Genomic DNA, 15,729 nt, shown 5'->3' with positions numbered 1-15,729 from the left:
GACAGGTAATTGGCTTAAGAAAATCTCAATAAGCTCAAGCCTTCTTTGACAAAAAGGCCGATAAATAGTTCGTCTTGAAAAGAAATAATTACCAGCCTGATGAATTACTCTGTTGACAAGGAATCTGCGACCCTTATTTTTGCGGCGTTGACTTCTTTTGATTCCGGTAAGAATAAGCCAACAGACATAAGCCCACCGCAATCATAGGCAAAGACAACATTTGTCCTGCCGAAATCGTCATTCCTGCAAAGCTGACTTCATAATCGGGAGTCCGGAAATATTCTGTAAAGAATCGTGCGCAGCCGTACAAAGTGACAAACAGCGAACCCACAGCCAGTGGTGGGCGAGGCTTACGTGCAAAAATCCACAAAATGATAAACAGTAAAACCCCGTCAACTAATGCTTGGTAGATAGGAGAAGGATGTACAGGATAATCGACGCCCGGCCAGATCATCGCCCATGGTAAATCCGCAGAGGCGATGCGTCCTGGTAATTCGTGATTAATAAAATTGCCGATGCGGCCAGCAGCGTAACCTAGCGGCACCAAGGGGGCAATGAAGTCATAGACGTTCACCAAAGGCATTTTTACTTTACGTGCCCACAAGAACATCGCAATCAATACCCCGATGAAGCCGCCATGGAAGGACATGCCGCCATGCCAAACCTGAACAATTTCCAATGGATTTTCGAAGAAAAACTGCGGACGATAGAAGAATACCTCGCCCAAACGACCACCGAGTACCACCCCCAGCACCCCGTAAAACAACATGTCATCAATGTGTTCTTTGGTCCAGCCTTGAGCAGCAATGTGTGGCAATTTCAGGCGTAACCTTCCAAGGGCGACAAATTGAGCAAAAGCGACCATGTACATCAAGCCATACCAATGCACTTTCAAAGGGCCAAGGGAAAAAGCAACAGGATCAGGATTGGGATGAATCAGCATATTTTTGGTTTAAAAGCTGTAAAAAAGAATGTAAGACTGCCGACGGATTATCTTTGCGCCAGGCAAATCCTATCTCTACGGCAGGCGCGCTATTGGCCAGCGCATGGTAAGACACGCCCGGGCGCTGTAAGTTCGACACGGATTGTGGCACAAGTGCGATGCCCATGCCAGCTGAAACCAGTCCGACGATGGTTTGCATTTGAATGGCTTCCTGACCGATGTCAGGAGTCAGGCCATATTCATGAAAGAAACCCAGAATCGCATCATGCAAGGCAGGCGCGATTTTACGCGGAAAAAGAATCAGACTCTGATTGACGCATTGTTCGAGTTTGACCACGGCCCCAGCAGGAAATAGATGTTCTGGTGCCGCGAGTATCAGTGGTTCAGTCAGAATTTTCTGGTAATGGAGCAGGGCATGAAACTTTTCAGGAATGGGAGGGATAAGGAAGCCAGCATCGATATCAGCTTTTTCTAAGGCTTCGAGCTGGATGTCACTGGTCGCTTCGCGCAATTCTATACTGACGTCAGCATGGCTGTGGCGAAACGTTCTGAGCGTCGGCGGCAAAATACTGTAATCGGCAATTGACACAAAAGCCAGACTCAGATGTCCTTGCGTGCCAGCGGCGGCGCGTTGCACGAGTTGGCGTAGGTTTTGTACTTGTAAAAGTAGTTTCTTTGCTTCTGGTAAAAGAGCAATTCCTGCGGGTGTCAAGCTGATTTGACGCGTAGTACGTATGAATAACGCGACGCCTAGTTCTGCTTCAAACGCCTGAATTGCCTGAGAAAGCGGTGGTTGTGTCATATTCAGGCGTGTCGCTGCTTTTCCGAAATGCAATTCTTCGGCGACAGCGATGAAATACCTCAACTGCCTTAATTCCAGACTATTGCTCATGGGATCGGTGATAGAAGTTGACATCCACTCTGGATAAAAAAATAAACCGATATCGGATCTCCCCTATATCGGTTCAACGATGATACTCGCTTTGGATAAGTAGTAATTTGAATTACTTACGTCCGGTATTTTTATCGAAGGAACGTTTTTGACGTTCTTGCTTCATTTTTTCAAAATGTGCGTGATCCTTGCGCTTATCGAGTCCAAGCATACGTTCAAAAAATTCAAACCACAGGAATGCAAATACGGCTAATCCTATAATCCACCACCATGACATGGCGGCAAAAATCCAGACATCGGCGAGCTTTAAAACCAGTAATATGACGAGCGGAATAATTAATAGCATAGTTGTCTCCTGTTGTCGGGAGATTAAAGCGTATTTTGCAGCGGGTCAACCCATGTGCTGACGAGCGTGCTTAAATGACAGAAAAAGCGTTAAAATGAACTCGCATTTTTTAACCTGGAGAAAGCAATGAAATACTCATTATTGGTAGGTGCAACATTCGCCCTTTTGGCATCTGGCTCTGCGATGGCAAATATGGATTTGGCAAAAGCTAAAAATTGCATGGCATGCCATTCTGTAGATACTAAAATCGTTGGTCCTGCATACAAGGACGTAGCAAAAAAATATGCTAGCGACAAAACTGCTGAAGCAAAATTAGTTCAAAAAGTATTGAAGGGTGGTAGCGGTACATGGGGTGCGATGGCAATGCCAGCGAACACACAAGTTTCTGAAGCAGAAGCACATACCCTGGTAAAGTGGATACTCTCTTTGAAATAATTTTCTTTGTATTTGCCATTCAGATTTGAATTTAATCGCTGGTTATTACAAAAAAATCGCAAGACAAATAAAAAAGCCCGCTGGAATTTCCAACGGGCTTTTAAATTTTGAGGCTGAATTACTTAGTGACTGCTAACAGATCACGTTTGCCTGCTTTGTAAGTGTATAACGTCAGCGTACCGTCTTTGATATCGCCTTTGTCATCAAAAGAGATGTCGCCAGTCACACCGTGGTATTTGATTTTCTTCAGGAATGGCAAGTATTTCGCTGGTTCAGCGGAATTAGCTTCTTTCATTGCCTGAGCCATAGTCATAACAGCATCGTAGACATACGGCGCATAGATTTCAACACCAACACCGAATTTCTTCTTGTAGTCTTCTTTCCATTTTTCATTCGCTGCTTTTTGTGCATCCAGAACACCGCCTGCTTCAGCACAAACTACCTGACCTTCGCCGATTGCGTCGCCAGCCAGCTTAACCAGATCCGCTGTACAGATACCGTCGCCGCCCATGAACTTAGCAGTAATGCCCAGTGCTTTCATTTGACGCAGCATAGGACCAGCAACTGCGTCCATACCGCCGAAGAAAATCACGTCTGGGTTTTTAGCTTTGATTGTGGTTAAGATCGCGCTGAAATCAGTGGATTTGTCCGTTGTATGCTCTTGCACAACAACTTCTGCGCCTTTACCTTTTGCGCCTTTGATAAACTCAGCAGCAACACCTTCGCCGTAGGCTGTTTTATCATCGATCACAGCGATTTTCTTCGCTTTGTTGATCTGTACTGCGTAGCGACCCAATGTGCCACCCAATTGGCCGTCATTCGCCACTACGCGGAATGCACCTTTAAAGCCTTGTTGTGTGTATTTTGGATTTGTTGCAGATGGGGAAATTTGTACCAGACCAGCATCGTTGTAAATTTTAGACGCTGGGATTGTTGTACCAGAGTTCAAGTGACCGATAACGCCGTTGACTTTCGCGTCAACCAGTTTTTGTGCTACGGTAGTCGCTTGTTTTGGATCTGCAGCATCATCTTCTGCCAGCAGTTCAAACTTAGCTTTTTTACCGCCAATCATCAGGCCTTTTGCGTTCAGCTCTTCGATCGCCATTTTGGCGCCGTTTTCATTGTCTTTACCCAAATGCGCGATAGCGCCAGAGATAGGACCAACGTGACCAATTTTAATTACTACATCGTCAGCTGCCGCTGCACCAGCGAAAGCGAAAGCAATTGCGCCTGCCAGTGGAATCATTTTTGTTTTGAACGACATGAACATTACTCCTAAGGTTTAATAAAGTAGGACAACACTATTGCATTACCAACTTATTCAGATTACTGAATAAACAAAAGGTACAACATAAAAAATATTTCGCAAAGCTATTTTGTGCGGTTTTTTTTCAAAACAGACGATTTTTATATGCCTCAATTCCGTGCGTTAGACAAGCTTGACCGCAAGCTTTTGAATCAACTTCAAAAAGATAATCAAATTCCGACTCGTACTTTAGCTGAAAAATTGCACATTTCCCAGCCCACTTGTTTGCGCCGCATCAGAGACCTACGTGATGCAGGCGTGATCAGTGCTGACGTGAGCGTGGTTGACCCGTCAGCGTTGGCGTTTGGCATGCTGGCTTTCCTGGAAGTCTCACTGGTCAATCAAAGTGACGAATTTATGCACGATTTTGAGGCACGCATGAATAAGGAAGCGGAAGTGATGCAGTGTTATTTTGTTTCTGGCGAGTATGATTATTTTCTGGTTGTACACGTCATAGACATGGATGCTTACTACCAATTTGTGCGGCGCGTCATTTCTGGGTCAGGAAATGTCCGGCATTTTCATTCACGTTTTCCGATGAAGAAGACCAAGTTTACGACACGTATTTCATTTGATGAAAAAGCCGAAGAATTGCAGGTAAAAGTGAAGAAATAACGCGTCAAAATCGATGAATTTGACAATTTTTTCTCAAAAATGAAACATATTTTTTCGTATTTACTTGCGCCGATTTAAGCTTGCACCGACATTTTTGCGCTATCTGATTACCTTAAACTATCGTGTCAACGGTGAAAATGGCGTGACCTGAAGGTTGCGCCATTCCGGTGAGGGATTAATTTCATTCAATCTCTGCTGCGACAGAACTGCGGTGCTCAAGGATTTTAGCTGGCGATACTTAGAGTGCAATGCGAGTCGGGCGCTCGATGCCAGTAAATGCAAAATCGACTTCGGGCATAACGCCAGAAATAATGTCTGCGATGGCTCTGCCTGAGCCGACCCCCATTGTCCAACCAAGGGTGCCGTGACCGGTATTTAAGAACAGGTTGCTGTATTTGGTTTTTCCTATATACGGCACGTTGGATGGGGTGAGTGGACGCAAACCGGTCCAATAGACCGGAGCAGTATAGTCACAAGCGTCTGGAAATAATTCTTTGGTGCGACGGGTAATTGCTTCACAACGAGCGTTATTGAGTTCGCGTGAGTAGCCATTGATTTCGCAGGTTCCGGCCACGCGCAGTCGGTCTCCTAGACGAGAAACGACGAGTTTATAACCGTCATCGGTGAGTGAAATTGTCGGTGCGCCAGCTTGATTGGTAACAGGATAGGTGGCTGAATAACCTTTGCCGGGATAAATCATCAGAGGAATGCCCAATGGCTTTAGAAGCGCCTGTGAGAAACTGCCCATGGCAACAACAAATGCGTCTGCGTGCAAGACCTGATGGCGACCTTGTGCATCAATGATCTCTACGCCCGTCACCGTTGCGTCCGAGTCACAACCCGCTGACAATAGCCTGGTCACATTGGTGTTGTATTGAAAAATCACACCGCATTCCGCAGCTTTTCTAGCGAGACCGGTGGTGAATTTATAGACGTCGCCTGATTCATCGGTGGCTGTGAAGTCACCTCCAACAATCTGTTGCCGCATACCAGCTAACGCCGGTTCTTTTTTTATGACTTCGTCGGCACTAATTGATACCCGTGGGCAACCCAATTCCCGCATCAGGCGGGCAGCGGGTAGGGAGCTGTCAAATTCCTTCTGATCTGTATAAAAATGAAGTATGCCTTTACTCAGGCTATCGTACTCGATTCCGGTCGATGCTCTTACTTCGAGCAAGGTTTGACGGCTGTATTCAGCGATGGCGACAATTTGACGAATATTATGATTAGTTCGCTGTTGTGTACATTCACGCAAAAATTGCAAACCCCAACGCCATTGCAGCCAATCAGCGCGGGGACGAAATAATAATGGCGCATCTTCTTTGCCAAGCCATTTTAGAACTTTCAGAGGCGCAGATGGATTAGCCCAAGGTTCGGCGTGAGAGACTGAAATCTGGCCACCATTAGCGAAACTGGTTTCTTGCGCGGCACCGGGCTGGCGTTCGATCACGGTAACCTCATGCCCTTGTTGATTCAAAAACCATGCTGTGGAAGTACCAATAATGCCAGCGCCGAGAACGATGACTTTCATAGACCAATCTCCTGTTTGTGAGGAATGCCGCAAAAGTAGTGCGGTCCTTTATTTTTCAGATGAGATTGTAGAAAGCTTATGGTTATTCAGGTAATCATAACGCGGCAATTTATTTTTATTTTTAAAAACAAAACTACCTGGTATGTTTAAAAATAAAAATAAATATGCTTTTTTTGCTTATTTTAATATTTTTGCCTTGGTAATTTCTTGATTCACTGCGCGGGTGACGACATCTTCGAGAGAATTTTTTAAACCTGTGCGAATTTCTTCCGCTAGTCCGGATACCGCGGTTTGCAACACGTCCGCGAGACTATCTCTGACGCGGTGTTCCAATACGAAGTCGACTCTGGCTAATACTTGTTTAAGGACATTTTCTCTCAAGGTTTGTTCCAGTAATTGCCATTGCTCTTCGCTGATGGCACCGTGTTCACGTACTTGGTCGTCGAGACTGTCTGATACTTCAGTTGCGCCACTGGCTGCCGGTGCCGAGAATCCTGCGGTGTCCTCAGATGAAATTTCTTCCAGAGGAATGACTTCGGTCAAAACCGGGATGCTGGCGTCAAGTTGTGTATTCATTTTATTTCGCCACGTTATGGCTCAGAGGAAAAGCTTGTTGATGGTATTGACGATAGCGTTCTCGCCCTAGTTTAGTCTCTTCGTGGTCGCTTGAAATGATTTCTATCATACGTGCAAACAGCTCAAAATTCTCTGGGGAATACGTGCTTAAATTAACCAATAATTCAAAGTGCGGACTTTGCTCAAGCTCTCCATTGCTCAGAATAACAGGCGTAACACTTGCTAAGACGTCATCTGCCATCACATGCGGCAGAAATGCTGTGTCTTCTAATGTCCATAACGCCGTATCAATGCTTTGCAATACTTGCCTGTCAGGATGAAATACAACTATCTTGCAGTTAGCCGCACGTGCCTTGCGTATCAGGCGGCACGTGTAATTGAGCTTATCGGCGACATTGCTATGAAAATCGATGCGCGTTTTTTCAGAAGCGGAAGCCATTGTCATTTTCGGGGCTCTTAATTGGGGCTGGCGCTGGTGGTGGCAGATTTTTCTGGGCTGTTGCGGATGGATCTGGCTTATTCTTAGGCGCGGCACTTTCTGGCGCCGGGTAGACGTAATTAGCCGGTAATCGATTGCTGTCGGGATAACCGGCAGCGGTGATCGATGATTTCCATTCCGCTTGATCGTAGCCATGAAGTTTTTTACTGCCGACGATTAAGAACGGTAATTGATCATCGCCACTGACTTGTTTTAATTTATCAGCATCGGCACTTGTTTTCACCGTTTTTTCGGCGAATGGAATACCAGCACTTTTGAGTAAATTTTTGCCGTCGTTGCAGGGCGAGCAATTGGCCGCCGTGTAGATCGTAACCGGATTTTTGGACGCTGCCAATTTCAATTCATAAGGGAAATTAGTCACATCTTGAGAGGTTGCGATCGTCTTGGTTTCAACTAATTTCTGATTGGCTGGTGGCGGCGTATCTGAATAAGTTACTTTGCCGTCTGGCCCAACTGATTTGTATAATTGTGCCTGAGCAGTAGCTGCTAGTAAGCACAGAGGTACTATCAGCGTAGCGAGTTTAAATGGGGCTTGCATAAGTCTCTTCTCCTTCATACCGTCATACCGTTATGTCTTAACAACGCGTCAATTGATGGTTCTCTGCCACGGAATGCTTTGAACGATTCCAGGGCAGGGCGCGAGCCGCCGACTTCCAGGACTTCACGTTGGAATTGTGCGCCAGCTGTACGCGATAAATTGCTACCCTCAGTCTTGCCTTGCTCCTCAAAAGCCGCATAGGCATCGGCCGATAATACTTCTGCCCATTTGTAACTGTAATAGCCTGCCGCATAGCCACCAGCAAAAATATGGCTGAATGAATGCTGCATACGATTGAATTCTGGCGCGGTAAATACAGCCACTTGTGATCGTACGTGATCAAGTACTTGTTGCACGGTTTGCTCACCCTGTGGGTTGAATTCGCCATGCAGGCGCATGTCAAACAGGGCAAATTCAACCTGACGTAAGGTTTGTAAACCTGACTGAAAATTCTTGGCAGCGATCATCTTATCAAACAAAGCGCGCGGCAACGCTACGCCGGTTTCTGCATGTGCCGTCATTTGCTGTAAGACATCCCATTCCCAGCAGAAATTTTCCATAAATTGTGATGGCAATTCCACCGCATCCCATTCAACTCCAGAGATGCCGGATACCGATAAATCGTCTACTTTTGTCAGTAAGTGATGTAAGCCATGACCAAATTCATGGAACAGCGTAATCACTTCATCGTGTGTGAAGTAAGCTGGTTTAGCAACGCCATTTACGATAGCTGGCTCGGTGAAGTTGCACACCAGATAGGCGACTGGCGTTTGAACGCCATTTTTTGTCAGACGGCGACCACGTGCATCATCCATCCACGCACCACCTCGCTTACCGTTACGTGCATACAAATCGAGGTAGAATTGGCCAACTAACTGACCGTCTTTTTCGATCCGATAGAATTTCACATCGGGATGCCAGGTGCCCGCCTGATCGGGTTTGATTTCCACTGCAAACAAGGTCTGGATAACGCGGAATAAGCCGTTGACGACCTGATGCTCAGGAAAGTATTGCTTCACTTCTTGTTCAGAAAATGCGTAGCGTTGTTCGCGCAGTTTTTCAGACGCATAAGCAACATCCCACGCTTCCAGTTTTTCTATGCCTAATTCTGTGGCGGCGAAGGCTCGCAATTCCTGCAAATCCTTTTCTGCAAAAGGTCGCGCTTTGTTGGCCAGATCTTCCAGGAAACCTGCAACTTGTGAAGGTGACTCGGCCATTTTGCTGACGAGTGACACCTCGGCAAAATTTTCATAACCCAACAATTGCGATTCTTCCAGACGCAATTGCAAAATCTCTTTCATGATTGCGGTGTTGTCCCATTCTGGCTTAGCGCCAAGTTCGGACGCCTTGGTCGCATTGGCACGGTAAATGGTTGCACGAATTTCGCGGTTATCTGCGTACTGCAACAGCGGGAAATACGAAGGGAAGTGCAGCGTAAATTTATATCCGCTTTTATCGTCTTTTTCAGCCGCTGCTTTGGCTGCCTGAATCACATCTTCTGGCAGGCCTTTAAGTTTTTCAATATCATCGATGAACAAACCGTAATCATTTGTCGCGTCGAGTACATTTTCAGAAAAACGCGTGGTCAACATCGCGTGTTTTTCCTGAATCTCTGCGTAGCGACGTTGCTGGTCTGCTGGCAGTTCAGCGCCACCTAAACGGAAATCTCGGATCGCATGTTCAATAATCGTCTTACGGGCGACCGGAAGATGGTCGAAACCAGCTTGTGCGCGCAAGGCTTTGTACTTCTCAAACAGCACCAGATTTTGCCCCAATTCAGTCCAGAATTCGGTGATGGCAGGTTGATTTTCGTTATATGCAGCGCGCATTTCAGGTGTATCAGCAACACCATTGAGATGACCGATGATACTCCATGCGCGGCCGAGTTTTTCTGTCGCATTCTCCAAAGGCTCGACAAAGTTTTCCCAAGTGACAGCAGATTGGTCTTCGCACAGTTGTTGAACAACAGCGCGGTTTTCTTCCAGCAGGCTGGTAATGGCGGGTGTCACTTGCTCTGCGCGAATCTCAGAAAAACGCGGCAGATCGCTAAAGTCGAGCAATGGAGAGGTGATAGTCATATTAAATTCTTTCAGCAGCTTCAATCGTGTTGACCAGTAACATGGTGATGGTCATAGGACCAACACCACCAGGAACTGGCGTAATAAATCCCGCGACCTCTTTGCTTGGCGCAAAGTCGACGTCGCCACACAGTTTGCCTTCGTCGTCTCGATTCATGCCGACGTCGATAACAACAGCGCCAGGTTTGATCATGTCAGCCGTCACAATATTGCGCTTGCCGGTCGCGACGACCAGGATGTCTGCATTGCGGGTGTGTGCACCCAGATCGCGGGTCTTGGAATTACAGATGGTGACGGTAGCACCAGCTTGCAAGAGCAACATCGCTTGCGGTTTGCCTACAATATTGGAAGCGCCAACGACCACCGCATTTGCCCCGCGAACTGGATAATTAATGGATTCCAGCATTTTCATGACACCGTATGGTGTGCATGGGCGGAACAATGGTTGACCTGTCATCAGCAAACCAGCATTGCTGATATGGAAGCCATCAACATCTTTCTCAGCGGCAATTGCTTCAATAACTTTGTTGGCGTTGATATGTGCTGGCAACGGCAGTTGTACCAAAATGCCATTGATTTTTGGGTCGTTATTGAGTCGATCGATATGCGAGAGCAAGGCTTCTTCGCTTAATTCTGCTTCATATTTCTCTAAAACCGAGTAAAAGCCGCAATCCTGGCACGCTTTTACTTTGTTGCGTACATACACCTGTGATGCAGGATTTTCGCCAACCAGTATCACTGCCAGACCAGGTTGTTTGCCTTGTGCTGTTAAAGCTGCAGCACGTTGACTCACGTCGGCGCGCAGTTGTTGGGAGAGTTCGGTTCCGTTGATGATTTGAGCAGTCATGATAGCGATGGGTAAAAAACAGAAGGAACCGCGATTATAAAGGATGCGCCCCTTGCGAATGAAAGCAAGTTGACAATCGCGGCTAAGTTTTTACCAACACAGCCTATGTAGACCACGTTCGACGTCGCCGCCAGAAATGCTATTGCGACTGTCAACAAGCGTTTAGATGTTAATTAATTACTATATTTATGAAAACAACGGTTGCAGACTTCATTCTCAGGAAATGAAAAATCACGCTTGCATTGCAGGAATTGTTGTTTGCGATAAGGTTCAATCGTCTAGGTATCGGCTAACAATCAATCCAATACCCGCACCCGCGAATTGTGCTGCAACAAATGCTGGAACGCTCGCGGGCGATATGCCAGCAAAGGTGTCGCTAAACATACGCCCAAATGCCGCTGCAGGATTGGCAAATGAGGTTGAAGCGGTGAACCAATAAGCACAACCGATATAGGCGGCGACCATGGCGGCGACTTTTTCAGACGGTGCCCGCAGGATCACGAGTAACAATCCCGCAGTAGCAACGATCTCTGCAATCCATTGACCTGTTCCTGTACGAATTTTGCTTGAAACTTGCAGAACGCTGATATCAAACATCACATGCGCGAGCCAGGCACCAAACAGAGCACCTGTGAGTTGCGCGACGATATAGGGAAGCAAGTGCTTCTTTGCCAGCGTTCCTCTTATTGCCATGATGGTTGATACCGCGGGATTAAAGTGTGCGCCACTAATGGGGCCAAACACTTCAATCAACACATAGAGCCCCGCTACGGTCGCTGCTGTGTTTGCCAGCAATGCAATGGCATCGTTACCAGAAGCTAAGCGTTGTCCCATAATGCCGGAACCAATGACAATGGCAAGGAGCAATGCTGTTCCTAACAGTTCTCCGGTAAGTTTTTGAATGAGTGAATAAGGCATTGAGCGAGACATAGTCAGCTCTTTTGCAGGTGCAATAAAGCGGACTGGCGCTCTGCATGCGACATGGTTTCAAGAGGTAGTGCAAGCAGTTGCAACATACGGTATCCGATTGCCTGACGGGTCAAATCAAAAGCTTTCTTTTTTTCTGCTTCTGGTGCATTGGATGGATCTGGATAGCCCCAATGAACTTTGACCGGGCTGCCCGGCCAGTAAGGGCATTGTTCCGACGCGGCGCTGTCACAGACGCTAATGACAATATCCATGACCGGTGCATCTGGTAAAGTGAATTCATCCCAACTTTTACTGTACATCGCGCTGGTATCAACCCCAGCTTGTACCAGTGCGTCAAGAGCATACGGATTGACGCGGCCACTTGGCGTACTTCCTGCGCTAAAAGCTTTGATATCTTTGCCTGATTGTTTTGCAAGATGATTCAGCATCCCCTCAGCAAGTACGCTGCGCGCAGAATTGTGGGTGCATAAAATGAGTACATTGATGGTCATAGAATATTCCTCAGCAGCACGAAGATTTGACTGGAATGGCGAGAGGCTTGCCTTGTGGTTTTGGCGCGGGGCAGCACGCAGATGTTACTGCTGCGGCATTTTCCTGCTCACTAAAAACCGGAATGCTGTCGAGAGTATGAAAATGTTCCCATGCAATACCTTGTGGATCTGTGAGCCAGTGTTTGTCACTTCGCGCATAACAGCAGGTCGTTTCTCCTGAATCATGTAAGCTGAGGTCGGCAGATTCCGCTCGTGATTTCAGTTCAGCCAATTCTTCTTCCGTATCGGTTTGAATGCCGAGGTGATCAATTCCATGTTTGCTTCCACGGGTAGATATTGCAAAATTGATGCGCGGATCATCTAGCATCCATTTAGCATAATCACTTTCGACACGAGTTGGCTCGGCACCGAACATGGCCGAATAGAAGACGATATTTTTCTGCAAGTCTTCAACATGGGTATGGATATGAAAACGTTTCATTACGACTCCTTCAAGGATCAATGAACAACTACGTAATTAACAACCACAAGATTCAACTTTTTGAGTTATCTCGCATTCATTACCGCTGCAACAGTTTTCTGTCAGGTAATCAAGTAAGCCATTCATTTGCTCGTAGGCTGCCCGATACACCAAATTGCGGCTTGACCGCTCGATATTGACCAAACCTGCATTGGCGAGCTCTTTTAGATGAAACGAGAGGGTAGTCGCTGGAATTTCTAAACCTTCTTGCAAGACGCCCGGCGTCATACCAGGTTCTCCAGCAACCACTAAGGCGCGAAATACTTTTAAGCGAACCGGATGGGCTAATGCACTCAGTGCTTTGATGATGTCATTTTCGTTCATGGGTTTACTATACTATATTTCGAGAATATTGAAACTATTGTTTTATGGTGATGTGAAAATATAAATGCAATAGACTTTGTAGTGCTAGAAAACCCCCGAAGCAAGTTTCAGACTCAGCGTAATCAAGGCAATACCCGCCACGCTGGTCGCAACGTTGCTACGGTGTTTGAATATCGAACACTTTTATTAGTACAACTACTCCCACACATAACACAACTGGTAATGCGAAACCGAAAGTAACTACAATCCACACTGGGAACCTTGAAAACCATTTTGGGGTTGCTGCCATTTGTCTCGATTTATTTTTGTTCATGTAGTTTCTTGCAATCTAATTGTGATGCCGTTTTAATCTATACAGAAAGATTGAACTAAGAGTGAAGATGCCGAAAAATAGTATTGATAAGCCCCCCCAAAACTTCAAATTAAATAGCGCGTGCTTACCAGTATAAAGACTGGCAGCTTGAAGTATGCCAAGCGAACAGTACGAGCCGGCCAATAGGGAAACAATTATTGTGGTCCAAAGCAGTATTTTCATATCGTTTAACCTATCCGTTACGTGCGACGGCTGTCATCTCAATTTTCAAAAATCCACATGCTTTGCCCAAATGATACCGAGCCAACCACCGAGGCCAGAAGAAATGCCTGCAAAACATATCCAAGAAATTGACCATCCCCAGATTACAGCAACTGCAGTGCCAGAAATCATTCCAATTACCGTACGATACCAAGAATATTTTCGATTTGAAGGATTATGTTCTGAATCAAAAACAAAAATTCCACCAAGCAAAAATCCAAAACAGGCAAAGCTTCCTAACAGCTTGATGTTTGTGGCAAGGCTACCTCCATCGAATAAAAACTGAAACGCACCATACAACGCTGTGATAATTCCGAAAAATCCAACCCGGAATAAAGCCTTTCCAAAATCTATAAGTCGTCTAGACGCCATGCTTTCTACCAAAAGGAGTTTAAGTACCAGTTCAGTTTATAAATCCAAATTAGATAATTTTGGATGGCCGCAACTCACCAAATCACATATTGCGTTTCTTTTTTGAAACGTTCCAAATATGAATGAAATACCATGTCAATGACAAGGGGATGATAAAACTCGCGAACAAAGTTGTCTCCAATAGAAAATCCCTAACCCATCCTTCCGCGATACCAAGATGTTCAAATATCGCGATAATACAGGCTTTTTTAACAGTCTTTGTGCTCACTATTAAAGCTGTCATGCCAAACTGTCCGTATAGCCATATGGTAAAAAGCCAAAGCGAAACACCTACAAAAAAGACTACTTTCATTTTTATTTTTTAGTATCAAGTACGAATTTTAGTTGTGCTTACGACGGACTGCTTTGTGCCGCCATGAGGCATTGCATTCTCATTTGAAAAAATTACCTATTACCTCAAAATTTGGTGGCGATATCTTAGAAAACTGTCGAAATAAATATAGGAGTGTGCAAACGACGCAGCATTGAAACATAGAAACTAAAGACATTAACAGCCAGTTTCCAATTATCTTTCCATATAGTGCCCCCACTTCACTCACGCACATTTTTAGCAGTTCATCAGCTATCAGTCTAAAACTGTCCGAAAGCATATTGATAGCTAACCCGAACGGCAAAATAGAAGGAAGATACGCGACTCCCCAAACCATTTCTGTGCCTGGTGAGCCTGAAACATCCCCTATTGAATGTCCCACTGAAAGAAAACAGAATAGGATTGATACATCAATTAAAGCCCACAAATAAAAAATTCGCATCCACTTTCCATTCGATATTTCAATCCAGGCACATATATTCCACAAAATCCAGGAAAAGAAAAAGAAGATACACAGAAATCCTGCAGGAATTGAAGGAAAGAGAACGCTAATTACAGCCAAGGCGAATCCCAATGTGTTCAATACCCACGTCGTTCGGAGAAATACTTGCAAAGATAGGAGCTGCTTTACACTGCTCAATCTAAAAAGCCTGCTATTTTTAATTTTCATAGTTTGTATTCAAATCAGAGCGCCAGATCAAAGTCTCCTTTGTGCCGCAAGCACACGTTTACAATTTCTTATAAGGTTGGTTTTACACTTAAGAAAGCAATTACCCAAAAAACAATACCACCGACGCCCCCAGCGACAAACAGCAACCCCAACTTAAAGAGCATTTTTCCATCAAACAATCCATTGGAAGAAGGAAGTGAAAATAACGATAGCAATAAAATTGGAGCAATCGTTACGGAGCCGCCACCAACAAAACAAGATATGGCACTCCTTTTTTTTAATAAAATTCCTATCGTTGGGAGTCCAAACAAAAAGAAAAAAAGATAGCCAAACAGAAGAGTAATGGGAAACCAGTTACTCCCATTATTTGTCCACATTGCTACACAAAATCCGATGATCGGGACTAAAGGAGAAATAATGATAGCAAATACCAATCTTAAAATTTCACATCTATTCATTGCGTCCATAATTTTTTTTAGGCCTCTTCTGAGCGGAAAAATAGGTTTTTAGTAGGCAAATTTAACCCGAGTCTTTTTATTTGAATATCTTTGAATCAGTCTGTTAAGTGCCGCGAAGCGTCGGTCAGCCTAAACTCAAAACGGCTCCTACGCTTGCATTGCTGTCAGTCGTGTTCGAGAACAGTAATTTAAACCATGAAAAATAGCAAACTTGTCATCCCCAGTTTGTTGCCATTTGAAATTTTCATTTGAGCCCTTCCGGTGGTTTTCTTGCGGTGCAGTTCACTATCGGTGGCAAATTTAAAATGCAGCCAGGGTGGCTCAATCCATTGTCTATCGGTTGCTTATATGATGCAAATACACATTAGACAAAGTGAAATGTGTGTTCCTGACGTGCAATTTGCTTCTTGGGAG

Annotated in this window: 18 protein-coding genes; 2 read left to right on the top strand and 16 right to left on the bottom strand. The window is 45.3% G+C overall.

Annotated elements, in window-relative coordinates; all coding sequences use genetic code 11:
- Positions 1-133: 133 nt before the first annotated feature.
- The 3 genes from lgt to ACO0KY_RS03485 all read right to left on the bottom strand — a co-directional run bounded on the left by lgt (position 134) and on the right by ACO0KY_RS03485 (position 2,181).
- On the bottom strand, positions 134-943 hold the full coding sequence (gene lgt / locus ACO0KY_RS03495; protein ID WP_423044300.1) for a prolipoprotein diacylglyceryl transferase: 810 nt from the start codon (positions 941-943) through the stop codon (positions 134-136).
- Positions 921-1,859 carry a LysR family transcriptional regulator gene (locus tag ACO0KY_RS03490; protein ID WP_423044298.1) on the bottom strand — a complete coding sequence of 313 codons (939 nt, stop codon included), beginning with the start codon at positions 1,857-1,859 and terminating at the stop codon, positions 921-923. The genes lgt and ACO0KY_RS03490 overlap by 23 nt, the downstream gene beginning before the upstream one ends.
- 88 nt (positions 1,860-1,947) lie before the next feature.
- A complete protein-coding gene (locus ACO0KY_RS03485) occupies positions 1,948-2,181 on the bottom strand; it encodes a TIGR04438 family Trp-rich protein (protein ID WP_186912544.1) in 234 nt (77 codons plus the stop codon).
- 126 nt (positions 2,182-2,307) lie between these two features.
- On the opposite strand from ACO0KY_RS03485, the gene ACO0KY_RS03480 reads away from it, so the two are divergent.
- On the top strand, positions 2,308-2,616 hold the full coding sequence (locus ACO0KY_RS03480; protein ID WP_423044296.1) for a c-type cytochrome: 309 nt from the start codon (positions 2,308-2,310) through the stop codon (positions 2,614-2,616).
- A gap of 118 nt (positions 2,617-2,734) precedes the next feature.
- Here ACO0KY_RS03480 and ACO0KY_RS03475 read toward each other — a convergent pair whose 3' ends face one another.
- Positions 2,735-3,880 carry a branched-chain amino acid ABC transporter substrate-binding protein gene (locus tag ACO0KY_RS03475; RefSeq protein ID WP_423044294.1) on the bottom strand — a complete coding sequence of 382 codons (1,146 nt, stop codon included), beginning with the start codon at positions 3,878-3,880 and terminating at the stop codon, positions 2,735-2,737.
- A gap of 147 nt (positions 3,881-4,027) precedes the next feature.
- Here ACO0KY_RS03475 and ACO0KY_RS03470 point away from each other — a divergent pair, with 147 nt between their 5' ends.
- Complete coding sequence (locus ACO0KY_RS03470) at positions 4,028-4,537, top strand: Lrp/AsnC family transcriptional regulator (protein WP_423044292.1); 510 nt, start codon at positions 4,028-4,030, stop codon at positions 4,535-4,537.
- 238 nt (positions 4,538-4,775) lie between these two features.
- On the opposite strand, the gene ACO0KY_RS03465 is transcribed toward ACO0KY_RS03470, so the two are convergent.
- The 12 genes from ACO0KY_RS03465 to ACO0KY_RS03410 form a co-directional block, all read right to left on the bottom strand.
- The gene (locus ACO0KY_RS03465; protein ID WP_423044290.1) at positions 4,776-6,068 is read right to left on the bottom strand and encodes a D-amino acid dehydrogenase; all 1,293 of its coding nucleotides are present in this window, start codon (positions 6,066-6,068) and stop codon (positions 4,776-4,778) included.
- A gap of 177 nt (positions 6,069-6,245) precedes the next feature.
- Positions 6,246-6,644 (bottom strand): hypothetical protein, encoded by a 399-nt coding sequence (locus tag ACO0KY_RS03460; protein ID WP_423044289.1) that lies wholly within the window; start codon positions 6,642-6,644, stop codon positions 6,246-6,248.
- Between the two features lies 1 nt (position 6,645).
- Positions 6,646-7,089 carry a DNA polymerase III subunit chi gene (locus tag ACO0KY_RS03455; RefSeq protein WP_246447284.1) on the bottom strand — a complete coding sequence of 148 codons (444 nt, stop codon included), beginning with the start codon at positions 7,087-7,089 and terminating at the stop codon, positions 6,646-6,648.
- Complete coding sequence (locus tag ACO0KY_RS03450) at positions 7,067-7,681, bottom strand: glutaredoxin family protein (RefSeq protein ID WP_423044287.1); 615 nt, start codon at positions 7,679-7,681, stop codon at positions 7,067-7,069. Before ACO0KY_RS03450 ends, ACO0KY_RS03455 begins: the two co-directional genes overlap by 23 nt.
- Positions 7,682-7,695: 14 nt before the next feature.
- Positions 7,696-9,759: a M3 family metallopeptidase gene (locus ACO0KY_RS03445; protein WP_423044285.1), complete on the bottom strand. Its 2,064-nt coding sequence runs from the start codon at positions 9,757-9,759 to the stop codon at positions 7,696-7,698.
- A gap of 1 nt (position 9,760) precedes the next feature.
- Positions 9,761-10,606: a bifunctional methylenetetrahydrofolate dehydrogenase/methenyltetrahydrofolate cyclohydrolase FolD gene (gene folD, locus ACO0KY_RS03440; RefSeq protein WP_423044283.1), complete on the bottom strand. Its 846-nt coding sequence runs from the start codon at positions 10,604-10,606 to the stop codon at positions 9,761-9,763.
- A 270-nt stretch (positions 10,607-10,876) separates the two neighbouring features.
- Positions 10,877-11,536: an aquaporin gene (locus tag ACO0KY_RS03435; protein WP_423044281.1), complete on the bottom strand. Its 660-nt coding sequence runs from the start codon at positions 11,534-11,536 to the stop codon at positions 10,877-10,879.
- Between the two features lie 2 nt (positions 11,537-11,538).
- On the bottom strand, positions 11,539-12,027 hold the full coding sequence (locus ACO0KY_RS03430; RefSeq protein WP_423044279.1) for an arsenate reductase ArsC: 489 nt from the start codon (positions 12,025-12,027) through the stop codon (positions 11,539-11,541).
- A 10-nt stretch (positions 12,028-12,037) separates the two neighbouring features.
- On the bottom strand, positions 12,038-12,508 hold the full coding sequence (locus ACO0KY_RS03425) for an ArsI/CadI family heavy metal resistance metalloenzyme (RefSeq protein WP_423044277.1): 471 nt from the start codon (positions 12,506-12,508) through the stop codon (positions 12,038-12,040).
- 36 nt (positions 12,509-12,544) lie between these two features.
- Complete coding sequence (locus tag ACO0KY_RS03420; RefSeq protein WP_186912533.1) at positions 12,545-12,871, bottom strand: ArsR/SmtB family transcription factor; 327 nt, start codon at positions 12,869-12,871, stop codon at positions 12,545-12,547.
- Between the two features lie 580 nt (positions 12,872-13,451).
- Positions 13,452-13,817 (bottom strand): hypothetical protein, encoded by a 366-nt coding sequence (locus ACO0KY_RS03415; RefSeq protein ID WP_423044274.1) that lies wholly within the window; start codon positions 13,815-13,817, stop codon positions 13,452-13,454.
- 1,108 nt (positions 13,818-14,925) lie between these two features.
- Positions 14,926-15,324 (bottom strand): hypothetical protein, encoded by a 399-nt coding sequence (locus ACO0KY_RS03410; protein WP_423044272.1) that lies wholly within the window; start codon positions 15,322-15,324, stop codon positions 14,926-14,928.
- Between the last annotated feature and the right edge of the window lie 405 nt (positions 15,325-15,729).

Source organism: Undibacterium sp. Dicai25W, from assembly GCF_049340505.1.
GTDB classification, from domain to species: Bacteria; Pseudomonadota; Gammaproteobacteria; order Burkholderiales; family Burkholderiaceae_D; genus Undibacterium; species Undibacterium jejuense.
The sequence above is the reverse complement of the archived record's forward strand: the minus strand, read 5'-3'. Positions and strand labels throughout refer to the sequence as shown.